The organism is Bradyrhizobium sp. 35, from assembly GCF_023073215.1.
Taxonomy (GTDB): Bacteria; Pseudomonadota; Alphaproteobacteria; order Rhizobiales; family Xanthobacteraceae; genus Bradyrhizobium; species Bradyrhizobium canariense_D.
The window spans coordinates 69,654-82,222 of record NZ_JADPJC010000010.1 but is presented as its reverse complement, the minus strand read 5'-3'; the positions used below and the strand labels follow the sequence as shown (position 1 = coordinate 82,222).

General features: G+C 64.3%; 15 protein-coding genes. 8 read left to right on the top strand and 7 right to left on the bottom strand.

Going from position 1 to position 12,569, the window contains the following annotated elements; all coding sequences use genetic code 11:
- Positions 1-36 precede the first annotated feature (36 nt).
- Both IVB36_RS01040 and IVB36_RS01035 read left to right on the top strand, forming a co-directional pair.
- On the top strand, positions 37-1,071 hold the full coding sequence (locus IVB36_RS01040; protein ID WP_247385896.1) for a lytic transglycosylase domain-containing protein: 1,035 nt from the start codon (positions 37-39) through the stop codon (positions 1,069-1,071).
- 204 nt (positions 1,072-1,275) lie between these two features.
- Complete coding sequence (locus tag IVB36_RS01035; protein ID WP_247299738.1) at positions 1,276-2,451, top strand: DUF2336 domain-containing protein; 1,176 nt, start codon at positions 1,276-1,278, stop codon at positions 2,449-2,451.
- A gap of 124 nt (positions 2,452-2,575) precedes the next feature.
- On the opposite strand, the gene IVB36_RS01030 is transcribed toward IVB36_RS01035, so the two are convergent.
- The 3 genes from IVB36_RS01030 to IVB36_RS01020 all read right to left on the bottom strand — a co-directional run bounded on the left by IVB36_RS01030 (position 2,576) and on the right by IVB36_RS01020 (position 4,598).
- Positions 2,576-3,154 (bottom strand): Hpt domain-containing protein, encoded by a 579-nt coding sequence (locus IVB36_RS01030; RefSeq protein ID WP_018455380.1) that lies wholly within the window; start codon positions 3,152-3,154, stop codon positions 2,576-2,578.
- Positions 3,155-3,185: 31 nt separating this feature from the next.
- Entirely contained in the window at positions 3,186-3,731 is a 546-nt protein-coding gene (locus IVB36_RS01025) for a response regulator (protein ID WP_007611745.1), read from the bottom strand.
- A gap of 87 nt (positions 3,732-3,818) precedes the next feature.
- On the bottom strand, positions 3,819-4,598 hold the full coding sequence (locus IVB36_RS01020) for an NAD kinase (RefSeq protein ID WP_085351151.1): 780 nt from the start codon (positions 4,596-4,598) through the stop codon (positions 3,819-3,821).
- A 255-nt stretch (positions 4,599-4,853) separates the two neighbouring features.
- On the opposite strand from IVB36_RS01020, the gene IVB36_RS01015 reads away from it, so the two are divergent.
- Positions 4,854-6,419, top strand: a complete 1,566-nt coding sequence (locus tag IVB36_RS01015; protein WP_247299735.1) for a peptidase S10 — start codon at positions 4,854-4,856, stop codon at positions 6,417-6,419.
- Here the strand turns inward: IVB36_RS01015 and IVB36_RS01010 are convergent.
- Positions 6,406-7,794, bottom strand: a complete 1,389-nt coding sequence (locus IVB36_RS01010; protein WP_247299733.1) for a serine hydrolase domain-containing protein — start codon at positions 7,792-7,794, stop codon at positions 6,406-6,408. The genes IVB36_RS01015 and IVB36_RS01010 overlap by 14 nt on opposite strands.
- A gap of 115 nt (positions 7,795-7,909) precedes the next feature.
- Entirely contained in the window at positions 7,910-8,452 is a 543-nt protein-coding gene (locus IVB36_RS01005; RefSeq protein WP_247390245.1) for a tetratricopeptide repeat protein, read from the bottom strand.
- A 242-nt stretch (positions 8,453-8,694) separates the two neighbouring features.
- Here IVB36_RS01005 and IVB36_RS01000 point away from each other — a divergent pair, with 242 nt between their 5' ends.
- The 4 genes from IVB36_RS01000 to IVB36_RS00985 all read left to right on the top strand — a co-directional run bounded on the left by IVB36_RS01000 (position 8,695) and on the right by IVB36_RS00985 (position 11,327).
- Entirely contained in the window at positions 8,695-9,054 is a 360-nt protein-coding gene (locus tag IVB36_RS01000) for a hypothetical protein (RefSeq protein WP_247299728.1), read from the top strand.
- 387 nt (positions 9,055-9,441) lie between these two features.
- Entirely contained in the window at positions 9,442-9,837 is a 396-nt protein-coding gene (locus IVB36_RS00995; protein ID WP_247299800.1) for a hypothetical protein, read from the top strand.
- Positions 9,838-10,123: 286 nt separating this feature from the next.
- Positions 10,124-10,831, top strand: a complete 708-nt coding sequence (locus tag IVB36_RS00990; protein WP_085384994.1) for an outer membrane protein — start codon at positions 10,124-10,126, stop codon at positions 10,829-10,831.
- 253 nt (positions 10,832-11,084) lie between these two features.
- The gene (locus IVB36_RS00985; RefSeq protein WP_018455389.1) at positions 11,085-11,327 is read left to right on the top strand and encodes a hypothetical protein; all 243 of its coding nucleotides are present in this window, start codon (positions 11,085-11,087) and stop codon (positions 11,325-11,327) included.
- A gap of 39 nt (positions 11,328-11,366) precedes the next feature.
- Here IVB36_RS00985 and IVB36_RS00980 read toward each other — a convergent pair whose 3' ends face one another.
- Together IVB36_RS00980 and IVB36_RS00975 are read right to left on the bottom strand one after the other, a co-directional pair.
- Entirely contained in the window at positions 11,367-11,621 is a 255-nt protein-coding gene (locus IVB36_RS00980) for a hypothetical protein (protein WP_018455390.1), read from the bottom strand.
- A gap of 304 nt (positions 11,622-11,925) precedes the next feature.
- Positions 11,926-12,300 (bottom strand): hypothetical protein, encoded by a 375-nt coding sequence (locus tag IVB36_RS00975; protein WP_247299726.1) that lies wholly within the window; start codon positions 12,298-12,300, stop codon positions 11,926-11,928.
- Positions 12,301-12,402: 102 nt separating this feature from the next.
- Here IVB36_RS00975 and IVB36_RS00970 point away from each other — a divergent pair, with 102 nt between their 5' ends.
- On the top strand, positions 12,403-12,567 hold the full coding sequence (locus tag IVB36_RS00970; RefSeq protein ID WP_247299724.1) for a hypothetical protein: 165 nt from the start codon (positions 12,403-12,405) through the stop codon (positions 12,565-12,567).
- Positions 12,568-12,569: the final 2 nt, after the last annotated feature.

Here is a 12,569-nt window from a genome sequence, read left to right as displayed (position 1 = left end):
GGCGCGCCTCAACGCCATGCGGGCGGGCACTTCATCATGTCGGTCGACAATTCCAGTGTCTCACAGGCGGCGGTCCTTGATCCGTCGCGGGCACGCGTCGCCAGTGCGATCAAGCAGGCCTCGAACGTAGGTGGCGTCAGCTTCCAGTACATGCTGACCACCGCCAAGATGGAATCGGATTTCGATCCCACGGCGGGGGCGACTACGTCATCCGCGCACGGGCTCTACCAGTTCATCGACCAGACCTGGCTTGGCACGGTGAAGGAAGCGGGCACCCAGCTCGGCTATGGCAACTATTCGGACGCCATCACCAGGACGTCGTCGGGCACCTACACCGTCGATGATCCCGCGATGAAGCGGTCGATCATGAAGCTGCGCGACGATCCGGAGGCCGCCTCCAGCATGGCGGCTGCGCTGACGCAGTCGAACAGCTTCAAGCTCACCGGCCTGCTCGGCCGCAGGCCGTCCGACGGCGAACTCTACATGGCGCATTTCATGGGCGTCGGCGGCGCCGCGAAACTGATCGCCAATGCCGAGGACAATCCGCAAGCGGTTGGCGCGCGGTTGTTTCCTAACGCGGCGTCCGCCAATCGCTCGATCTTCTACGCCAAGGACGGCCGCGCGCGCAGCATCTCCGAGGTCTATTCCGTGCTGGATGCACGCTACGCCGGCGCGGCAAATTCGAAAACCACCCGCAGCGCGATGGCGATGTATGGCGGCACGCCGTCGACCACGCAGGTCGCGAGCGCCAACGGCGTACAGCCTGCCGCGCCGCTGATCGATGCCGCGTATCTCCAGACCTTTCCGAACACACGCGCGGTGATGCCGGTCAGCGCGACAGCGCCAACGACGATCGCGGACAATGCGCCAATCACGCCGGTGTTTCGCTCGATCTATCAGCCCGGCGACACCACCCAGCCGGTCTCGACGACCGTGCAGAAATTGTGGGGCAACAATGCCTCGCTCACCTCGGTCGCACCCGCGACCTCGGTCCCATCGGCAACGCCCGACGTCCGGCCGCCCCAGCCGCTTGATCTCTTCAGCGATCGCAGCGGCACGTTCTCAAGCTAATACGCACTCCCGTATCTCGGACACGTCGCAGCGTGAACGCTGCTGCGCAGGGCCAGACGTGAACCGGTCGCCTTTGCTCCCTTAACAAAACGTCAATAAAACCAGCCAGTTATGGTGAACGCTTTGTTAAGCGTCGTGGTTTATTTTGTGTTGCAGGTGACAAGCCGTCACCGCTTCGTCTTCGTTGCGTAAGCCGGAAGCACCATGATCGTTCGGCAGTTCATCAATTGGATCAGGACGGCGCCCGCCGGCGAGCGGGCCGAGGCAACGCGGGCACTGGCCCGGGCCTGGTTGATCTCAGACCTTTCCCATGACGACCGTATTGCCGTTGAAGGCGCGCTTCTGATGCTGCTCGACGATCCCTCGCCGCTGGTGCGGCAGGCGATGGCCGAGGCGTTCGCGCGCAGTACCGAAGCGCCGGCGTCGATCGTGCGGGCGCTGTCGGCGGACCAGCCGACCGTCGCGCTGCCCGTGCTCGAACATTCTCCGCTGCTGATCGACGCCGATCTCGTCGACATCGTCGCGACCGGCAACGACGAGGTGCAGTGCGCGGTCGCGCGCCGCATCGCGCTGCCGGTATCGGTCTGCGCCGCCATTGCCGAAGTCGGCTGCGCGGCGGCAGCGCTCGAGCTGATCGAAAATCCTCATGCAGAGCTTGCGCCGTTCTCCTGGGATCGCATCGTCGAGCGTCACGGCCATCTTGCCGCGATCCGCGAGGCGATGCTGGTGCTGGAGGATCTGCCGTCTGCCACGCGCGCCGCGCTGGTGGACAAACTCTCAGAGACGCTGGCTCAATTCGTCGTGGCCCGGAACTGGCTGAGTGCCGACCGCGCCGAGCGCATCGCGACCGAGGCGCGCGACCGCTCCACCATGAACATTGCGGCGCGCTCCCGCGGCGAAGACATGGAAGGGCTTGTTCGGCACCTGCGCATCACCGGCCAGCTCACCGCGGGTCTCATTCTGCGCGCGCTGCTGTCGAACAATCTCGACCTGTTCGATGCGGCGCTGGCTGAGCTCGCCGAGCTGCCGCTGGCGCGCGTGTCCGCGCTGCTGCACGATCGCGGCGGCAACAGCCTGCACGCGCTGCTCCGCCGCGCCGGGCTTCCCGAGGCGACGTTTGCAGCCTTCCAGGTCGCGCTCGATGCCTGCCACGAGCAGGGCTTCGTCGACAGCGACGACAATGCAGCGAGGCTGCGCCGCCGCATGGTCGAGCGCGTACTCACTCATTGCGAGACCGACCGCGGCGCGACCGAGCCGCTGATGGTCCTGTTGCGCCGCTTCGCCACCGAATCCGCGCGCGAAGAGGCAAGGCTGTTCTGCGACGAGCTGGTCGCGGAGGAGACGGTTGATCCGGTGTATGACGATCTGATTGCTGCGTAACGAGACGCTGTAGGGCGGGGCAAAGGCGCATTGCGCCGTGCCCACCGTCTCTCCGCACAATTCATGTCGATTGGTGGGCAACGCTTCGCTTTGCCCACCCTACAACACCTCGCGAACGGCGACGCTACCCCGCCGGCGCGATGCTCGGTGCCAGGATCACCTCGAGATGCTCGGGGCGATCGCGGTTGGCGTCGGCGAGATAGTCGTCGGCGACCTTGCGCAGGCGCCGGCTGAGTTCGGCGGAGACGCTGATGCTGTCGAGTTTGGTGTTCTCGTGCACGATGGCAAGGATGGCGTTGATGTGGTGCGTGAACAGCTCGGCCGGTACCTTTTCGAGATCGGGCGCGTGTTCGATGACGCGGCACAGGCTCTCGGCTACGCCCGCCGCCGCCGGATAGCCGAAAGTCGCGGCATCGCCCTTGATGTCGTGCGCGGCGCGAAACAACTCGTCGCGCCTGTCCTTGCTGAAGCCGTCGTGCCGGATGGCGACGTAGGCGGCCGACAGCCGGTTGATCTCGGTCGCCATCCAGTCCTTGAACTCGCCAGCAAGGCCCGCGAGCGCCTGTTCGGCGCGGCCGATCGGATCGTCCATGTCTTTGTCTTCGACGCGGCGCAGGACCGACCGCAGCGGGTTGGGCTGCGTGATGATTTGATGCGTGGCGAAGGCCGTGATCTCGATGTCTCTTGCGCTGTTCTTCGCCATGATATCGGCCTCGATCGTGAGAGACGTTGCGCTAGATGGAGGAGCGGGCCTTGTCGAGCAGCGAGGGCTGCTGCAGCACCTCGTGCTTTTCGCCGACGCGGCGCTCGGGGCCCATATAGGCTGAGTTGATGTTGCGGCGGCGGTCCGGGCCGAAATAGGTCTTGGTCTTGATGAAGGGGCGGGGACTGGCGACCACGTTGAGGATGCGCTGGTAGAGCCCCTTGGCCGAGATCGGCTTGGCCAGGAATTCGGTGACGCCGGCATCGCGCGCCACCGTGACGCGGCGCTTCTCGGAATGACCGGTCAGCATGATGATCGGCGCGTAGGGATTGCCCTTGGATTCCGGCTGCCGGATCATCTGCGCCAGCTCGAGCCCGTCGAAGATCGGCATCGCCCAGTCGGTGATGACGATGTCTGGCACGTAATGGCTGTACATTTCCAGCGCCGTGGCCCCGTCCTCGGCCTCGTAGACTTCACGCGCGCCAAACGAATGCAGCAGCGTCCGCAGGATGCGGCGCATGTGCGGATTGTCGTCGCAGACGAGGAAACGCAGCTTGTTGAAATCGATGCGGAACATGGAGCCCGGGCCGAAGTGGTCAACTTTCGTTAACCATATCTCGCCGGGGGTTAATGAAGGGTTGCGATCGGCAGTCCGGCGGGCGGCTCAGGAGCCGAACTGTTCGCGCAGAATGCGCTCTTCCAGGCTATGACCGGGGTCGAACAGCATGCGCATCGAGATGGTCTTGTCGGACAGCACCTCGACGCGGCGAACATCGCGCACCTCGTCGTGGTCGGCGACCGCCGCCACGGGGCGCTTGTCGCCCTCCAGCACCTCAATCACGACATAAGCCGTGTTCGGCAGCAGCGCGCCGCGCCAGCGCCGTGGGCGGAAGGCGCTGATCGGCGTCAGCGCCAGCAGCGCGGCATTGATCGGCAGGATCGGTCCCTGGGCGGACAGATTGTAGGCGGTCGAGCCAGCCGGCGTTGCCACCATGATGCCGTCGGCGATCAGCTCGGACATGCGCTCGCGCTCGTCGATCAGGATCCGCAGGCGCGCGGCCTGGTAGGTCTGCCGGAAAAGGGCGACCTCGTTGATGGCGTGATGCAGGTGGACGCGGTCGTTGGCGTCGGTCGCGCGCATCAGGAGGGGGTGGATTTCTGATTCCTGCGCCGCCTCGAGGCGGGCTCGAAGATCGACCGTCGAGTACTCGTTCATCAGGAAGCCGACGGTGCCGCGGTGCATGCCGTAGATCGGCTTGCCCGTATGCATGTGCTGATGCAGCGTCTGGAGCATGAGCCCGTCGCCGCCGAGTGCGACCACGATGTCGGCGTCCTTCGGATCGCAATTGCCGAAGTCCCTGGTGAGCTGGCCGAAGGCGGCTTGCGCCTCGCTGCTCGGGCTGGCGACGAAGGCGATCCGGTCGTATCGCGCTGGCTTGGTCATGGTTTCCGGGCAGGGCCGCTGGCTCGAGAAAGTTCCGCCGGGCTCGTCTAACGATCTCGACCCCGATTGTCGAGGATGACCACCCTTCACAGCAGTCCGGCAACTGCCCATTCCGATTTGAGGATGAAACCGGGTCGATTTGTGCCCCACCGGGCTCTTCAGGCGCCGCCGGAGCCATGATCCCCCAAACCGTCGCAATTCCGCGCTAGCCTTGCGGTCCGCACCGGTGGTCGTCGCCGGGCAGGGAGAACGACCATGAATATGAATATGCCGGTGCTCCGCCGTGCGACCCTGGTGCTGGCGGTATCGGCATTCGCGCTCGCAGGATTGGCGCGCGCCGACGATCCGCCGCAGCCGCGCGCCGAGGCGGCAGCGCCAGCCGGACAGAAGGGCGGGCGCGGCGGCGCACAAAGCGCGTCGCAGAATGCATCGCCATCCGCCGAGCCGCACCGTCTTCCGTCGGATTCGACCTCGAAGCAGACGCTCGATCTTCCCGGCCGCACTCTCAATTTCGCAGCGACCGCTGGTTCGATCCGCGTGTTCGACGGCAAGGGTGAGCCGGTGGCCGACATCGCCTATACATCCTATGAGCTCGACGGCGCAGACCGTGCGACGCGCCCGGTGACCTTCCTGTTCAACGGCGGGCCCGGTGCGTCGTCGGCATGGCTCCAGTTCGGCGCGGCCGGGCCGTGGCGGCTGCCGCTCGATGGCGAAGCGCTGTCGCCGTCCGCCTCGCCCGAGGTGAAGCCGAACGCGGAGACCTGGCTCGATTTCACCGATCTCGTCTTCATCGACCCCGTCAACACCGGCTACAGCCGCTTCGTCGCGAGCAGCGATGACGCGCGCAAATCGTTCTACTCCGTCGACGGCGATGTCAATTCGATCGCGTTGGTGATCCGCCGCTGGCTCGAGAAGCACGACCGGCTGACCTCGCCGAAATACGTCGCCGGCGAAAGCTATGGCGGCATTCGCGGGCCGAAGGTGGTGCGCCAGTTGCAGCTCCAGCACGGCGTCGGCGTCAGGGGATTGATCCTGGTGTCGCCGCTCCTGGACTTCCGCGAATTCACCGGCACCAGCCTCCTGCAATATGTCGCGACGCTGCCGAGCTATGTGGCGGTGGCGCGCGAGGCGAAAGGCCCGGTCAAGCGCGCCGATCTCGCCGACGTCGAGGCCTACGCGCGCGGCGAATTCCTGGCCGACCTCGTCAAGGGCGAGGCGGACAAGGAGGCGACCAATCGTCTTGCCGACAAGGTCGCCGAGCTCACCGGCATCGACCAGGCGGTGAGCCGTCGGCTTGCCGGCCGCTTCGACGTCGGCGAATTCCGCCGCGAATTCGACCGCAAGAACGGCGAGGTGACGGGGCGCTATGATGGCTCGGTACGCGGCCTTGATCCCTATCCGGATTCGAGCAGCTCGCGGTTCGGTGATCCCTCGGGCGATGCGCTGCAGGCGCCGCTGACGAGTGCGGCGGTTGACCTGCTGACACACAAGCTCAACTGGCGGCCCGACGGCTCCTACGAGGTGTTGAACGGCGCCGTCGAGGGTCATTGGGATTTCGGCCGCGGCATCAATCCGCCGCAATCAGTCTCCGAGCTGCGCCAGATCCTTGCCACGGATGCGAAGCTGAACGTGCTGGTCGCGCACGGCCTGTTCGATCTCGCCACCCCCTATTTCGGATCGAAGCGGGTGCTCGACCAGTTGCCGGCCTTCGCAACGCAGCGGGTCAAGTTCGTGGTCTATCCCGGCGGCCACATGTTCTATTCGCGCGACGGCTCGCGGCAGGCTCTTCGGAGCGAAGTCGAGACTCTCATTCGGGAGTAGGCCGTCGCGTGCGCGGCTTGTATCTTCGTCCGATCTCACGCGCCACGACGGCCGCAGGCTTGATGTTGGCGCCCGCGATCCAGACGTCACTGACCTTGCCGCGCTTGTCGCGGACGCGGCGCACCGGCTCGCCGTGGCTGGAGTAACCGGCGGCCCAGGCGAGCTTGCCGGTGTCGCGGCCGGTGACCTCGATCTCGGCGGCGTCCATGAACGGGTTGTTGAACTGGGGATTGGCGACCAGCACGCGGTTGCCGACCGGCACGAGGTCGTTCGCGCCCCAGATCGTCCACCAACGGCCGGTCCAGTCGCGCACGCGGCGGTCGGGTGCACCACGGGACTGGAAGACGCGCAGGATCTGCATCGCGCCGTCCATCCAGAACGGGGCCGCGCCGTCGATGGAGTTGCTGAGGATGCTGATCGCGAGCTCGCAAGCGGGGATGGAGCAGGTCCTGGAGATGTAACCTTGAAAGCCGCCGCCATGGCCCAACCAATCCCAGCCGTCGGTTTTGCCGGCGTTGACGCCGAGGCCGTAATAGGCCTCGAAGCTTTGCGGCACGCGCCAATGGTTTCGCGTCATCTCGCGGCGGCTTGCGACCGATAGCACGCTCTTTTTCGCATTGGGCGCGAGCTGCGCGTAGAAGCGGGCGGTATCGGCGGCGGTCGCGATGAAGCCGGCGGCGGAGGCCATCGCGTGCGCGGGATTGTCGCCGGGGATCACGCATCGCTCTCCGTACGGCAGCTTGCGAGTGTGGCCGCGCGCGAACGACGCGCCCTTGGGAAGCGGCGCGTCCGGCTCGGTCTCGCGCAGGCCCGCAGGTTCGATGATCTCGCGCTTGATCCAGACCGGGTAGGGCTCCTTCGTCACGGCCTCGATGACGAGACCGATCAGCCCAAAGCCGTGATTGGAATATTTGAAGCGTGTGCCCGGCTCGATTGCGGTCGGCCGCTTCAATTCCGCGAGCAGCTCGCTCGCGTTGAGATAGGGACGGCTGTCGATGAACTGGCCGGAATCGGCGCCGTCGCGCGTCAGTCCCGCGCTGTGCGAGAGCACTTGCGCAATCGTCGTTTCGGCGACGCGCGGATGCAGGCCGGCGACATGTTGGCCGATGGAATCGTCGAGCCGGAGCTTGCGCTGCTCGCGCAGCTTCATGATGCCGGCCGAGGTAAAGCTCTTCGAGTGCGAGGCGATGCGGAAGCGGTGGCGCGGGGTGAGCTTCTCGCCGGTGTCGAGATTGGCGAGGCCGAACGCATGCTCGGCAACCACCTCGCCGCGATGGACGAAGGCGACCATGACGCCCGGCTGGTGGATTGTGGTGTGCTGGAATTCGATCCAGGAGCCGATGTAGTCGATCGCGGATCGCAGCCACTTGTCCATTGCGCACCGATTTACCAGGAGAGTGTTTGATGCGAGAGGCTAACCGAGAACGCAGAACGGGCACAACCCTGAGGTTGTGCCCGTTCGTCCCATTCGGAGATGCGATGTTCTGTTCTTAATAGACCAGCGTCGCTCCGGTCGGCTTGTCGAGCGCGGCGGCGAGCGAGCGATATTCGGAGCTGTCGGTGCCGGCGAGCGAGGCGAGCTTGTTCAGGTGATACTGCGCCTGCTCGCGGTTGCCCTGCTCGAGCTGCCAGAGGCCATAATACTGCCAGGTGCGGACGTGGTTCGGATCGTCCTTCAGCGCGAGCTCGTAATAGACCTTCGACGACTGGTAGTCGCCGAGCTTGCGATAGGAGTAGCCGATCAGATTGGCGACGTCGGCGACGTCGTCGCGCTTGAGCGACTTCAGCTGGCCGATCGCGCCGGTGTAGTCGTGATTGTCATAGATCGTGGTGTAGGCGGTGCGATAGGCAGCAAGGAATTTCGGATCGCTGACTGAGGAGCTCTTCTTCTTGCCCTTCTTGATCGAGGTGTCGGATTTCGGTGGCGAGGAGGGCTCATCGCTGCCGGCGGCATAGGCGCTGGTCAGCACCGGCGCCGCTGCCACCGACACGGCGACAAGTCCCGGCACAAGAAGCATTGAGAGTTTGCGCATATAAGTTCTCCGGTATGGAACGTGGCGATCCTACACGATTGCCCAAAGACCGGAACACCCATCAGGCAAAAACATTCCCGCCATCCTGGCCTAGGGCGGATGACAAACTTGTCATCCAGATGAACGGGAGCCTGCTGTGGGCTTCAGATTGGGTTCAGTGCGAGCCTCCTAGGCTCCAACCTACGGTCAAAGGGTTGGCGAGAGGGCGCCCGCCTCAAGATCCTTCCAAGAGGAGACCAACCATGTTGAAGACCATTTCCGCAGCCTTGCTCGCAGCCTCCGTGATCGCAGCCCCGGCCTTCGCAGCCGAGACCGCCACGACCACGCCGGTGATCAAGGCAGACCAGAGCCAGACCAAGGTGTCGACCACCGCCGCGAAACCCGATGCCGGCCTCAAGGCCAACGTCAAGGCTTCGGACGTCAAGGCCGATGCCAAGGTGGACACCAAGTCGAAGGCGATGAACGCCAACGCCGCCGTCACACCGGACGAGCACAAGACCGTGCGCAAGCATCGCCACCACCACAAGCATCTGTCAGCGAAGAAGTCGCTGAAGACGCAGCCGGACGTGACCAAGCCGGCGACGATGGAGAAGCGCAGCTAACGACTGAGCCTGCGCGGCGGCGCTAGCATTGCCCCGGCCGCCGCGTGAGGAATTCAGGCCCGGCCCGTTCGTCACGCCTTGCGCGAAAGCTCGAGGTGCTGGCGGCGGGCCGGTATGACCATGCTGAAGCCCGCGAGCAACGTCCCAGATTTGGCGGCCGCAAACAAAACCTCGAAAACAACCCCATGCACAGTAGCGGGTCGTAGATAAATCAATGGTTTAAGGGGTGGCGTATTTGCGGATTTTACGAATCTGTTTGACTCGTCGGGCAAAACACCTGTAGACATGCATCATTGCAACCTTGGGGCTAGAACGTCTCCGAGACTGATCGAGCGGAGAGCGTAAGCGGTGCGGCGACTAGCGGAACGCGCAGTGAGCTTGGCGTTGATGCTGGCACTGCCGCTGGCGCTCACGGGATGTTTCGGCAGCGATGGTGACCGTCCAACCCTGATGGAGGGGACCCAGGCCGGAGGTCCACAACCGTTCCCGGATAATTTCCGTGGCGACACGCTGGCCTTGATGCGCAGCTATCTGAACAATCCCGTCGGCGTGCGTGACGCCAGCATGGCCGAGCCGGCGCAGCGCGAGGTCGGAGGCCGCCAGTTCTACGTCAGTTGCCTGCACTTCACCCCACGCGAGACCGACGGCACCTACAAGGCCATGAGGGAGCGCGCCGTGATCTTCGTCAACGGCCGGGCGGACCGCGTCGTCGATCGCGCCAGCGAGCTGTGCGCGGGCGCGGTTTACGTACCCTTTACGGAACTTGAAAAGATGACGCGGTAGCGCAAAGCCCACCTTCATCGCTTGGTGATAGACAAAGCCCGCCGGAGCTGCTGGATCACATTTCGGGGAGCTTTGAACGGGGTGGTTTCGCGTTGCGACTAATCGTTACGGAATGTTTTGTTTCCGACGGAAAAAACCGTCGGCACGCGCCTGTCGGACGGAACAAAATCGCGCTGTTGCCGCTCCGTCACAGTAACGAACGATCAACGTTCCGGCATCGCCTCGAAGCAACCCAATTCACGCCACGTTGTTTCCTGAGTGTCGAATTGAAAGAACGGGGATAATCATGAAGAGGATTTTGCTGGGCGCGGTTGCCCTGCTTGCGCTGGCTGCGCCGGCTGCCGCAGCCGACATGCAGGCGCGCACCTACACCAAGGCTCCGGCCTACACGCCGCCGCAGGTGATCTACAACTGGACCGGCTTCTACATCGGTGGCCATGTCGGCGGCGCCTTTGCCGGCGACAGCAGCTTCCAGTCGAGCGACGCGCGCTTCCTCGGCGGTGTTCAGGGCGGCTTCGACTACCAGTTCGCGCCCAATTGGGTCATGGGTGTCGAGGCCCAGTATTCCTGGCTGCCGACCAACAACGGCGGCGCTACGTTCCCGCTGGGCACGCAGGTGACCTCCAATACCGACCAGCTCGGCTCGGTGACCGGTCGCATCGGCTACACCTGGGGACCGGCGCTGCTTTACGCCAAGGGCGGTTATGCCTGGCGCAATGGCGGTCTTGGCGTCAATGTCGCCGGCGTCCCGCAGCCCTTCACCGCCACCGGCAACAGCAAGGACGGCTATACCGTTGGCGCTGGCCTCGAATACATGTTCGCGCCGAACTGGTCGGCCAAGGCCGAGTACCAATATTACAACTTCGGCAACACGACGATCACCTCCGGTCCGGCTGACGTCGTCGGCGTCCGCGGCCGGGAGGACGAGCATACCGTCAAGGTCGGCGTGAATTACCGCTTCGGCTGGGGCGGTCCGGCAGCCTCGCGCTACTGACGCGCCACCAGCGACCCACGACCTGACAAAGGCCGGCTCTCGCCGGCCTTTCGTTTGCCCAGCCCTCGTTCGCAAGTCCTTTGTTTGCATCGCGTCAACCATCTGGCGCGTCATTTGCAGGCAAACGTTCTGGCGGGCGCTTTCTCACGCGCGTCATGGAGCTCGGGTAAAGCAAAAATAATTTTTTCAGCTTACGGAACTCGCGCGCCGGAACGCGTTATATGACAATTACCGGGCTGGTGGGACGACGGACATGCGTATCTTGGTGTCGGCTGTGGTGCTCTCGTGCTTCGTCAGTTTGCCGTGCGCTGCCCAAACAATCCTCAAATCCGAGCCTCTGATGCTGGCACCCTACGAGGTGGCCTTCGTCAAGGACGCCTCGTGCTCCTCCGGTAAGGTGCTGAAGGTCACCGGCGCGATCCGTGGGCTGCATCGCCGGAAGGCCTGCGTGGCTCTGGCGGGCGAGCAGGCGTCACTGGCCACCGCGACCCCCTAAGCTTTTCCTGAGCTCTGGCTTCCCAGCTTTGATTCCTCTTTAGGAATTCAGCTCAAGCTCCATCCTCGCTTGGCGATCAGCCTCGGCCTTGTTCCGGGCCGGGTCCTCGCCCTGTGCGGCCCGGCACGGCTTGATCTCGTAATCGTTGTCGAGCACCCGGCGTGGCCCGGGACGGTTGTCATCCGCGGTTACGTCCACGACGAGGCCACTTCGCTGCGCGAGCCTCCAGACGTCGGACTCGTCAGGATAGGCCTTGCTGATCTGGGCATCGTTGCAGAACAGGGCGTAGGGCATTGTTCCCGCTCCTGGAAAGCGCATTAACGAATTTGACGGGGTAGGGGTTCCGCTCGCCGGTCGATCACGCGGCCGTGATCAGGGCCGTCGGGTCCTGAGTCCTTAACGAGTCCTGAATCCCGAAAAAAAGAATCCACGGGACTCATTTGGCGGAATCAGCGGATGTTTTCGGTCATGACGACGGACCTGAAAACCTCTTGCGGGCACATGCTGCTGCCCCTCACGCTGGCCCTGTTCGGCGCCTGCGCGGCCAATCTCTGGCTAGTGTGGTCCTGGCTTTAGTCCAGCGACGGGAGATCCGGCTTTACTTGTCAGCCGGTGGACGGGAGGAGGGCTCGCGGATGGCGGCCCGCAATTTGGTCAGGGTGGCCGCGCAATATTCCTCGCGCTCGCGCTCGAACCGCTCCTGATGCTTGCGGAAATTGGCGATGCGGGCCTGTATTTCGGTGCGGACGTCGTGGCTCGCCACCCGGGACGGCGGGAGAGGTAACGGCAGCGGCGGAGCGGCCTTAAGTGACTCGGTCCCGATGATGGTGTTGACGGGGGCGATCTGCACCGACGCGGCCACTGTCGCCATCGGGATCTCCGGTGGATGCAAGTCATCCTTTTTGCCGGTTACCGATTGGACGAAAGCCATTGTCTGCGCGATCAGCGCGTCGCGTTCCGCGATCCACTTCATGGTGCACCCCTGTTGGCGCCATTCCAGCAAAGCTGGCCGGCCGAATCAAGAAGGTGTTGGGTGAGGGATTGCATATTTTTCCCGGCCGCCCGACAGTCGGGAATGGATGCCAAAGCAGACCATTCAGCCGAAGCCGAGGGCTTGAGGCTCGTCCGCGCGTTCCTATCGCTGCCGCCCGACAAACGGGCGGAGGTGATCGCGTTCGCTGAGGAGTTGGCCCGCGCCAAACGCCGTCCGGAGGAGGGCGCCGACGTCTCGCCGGCGTGAGC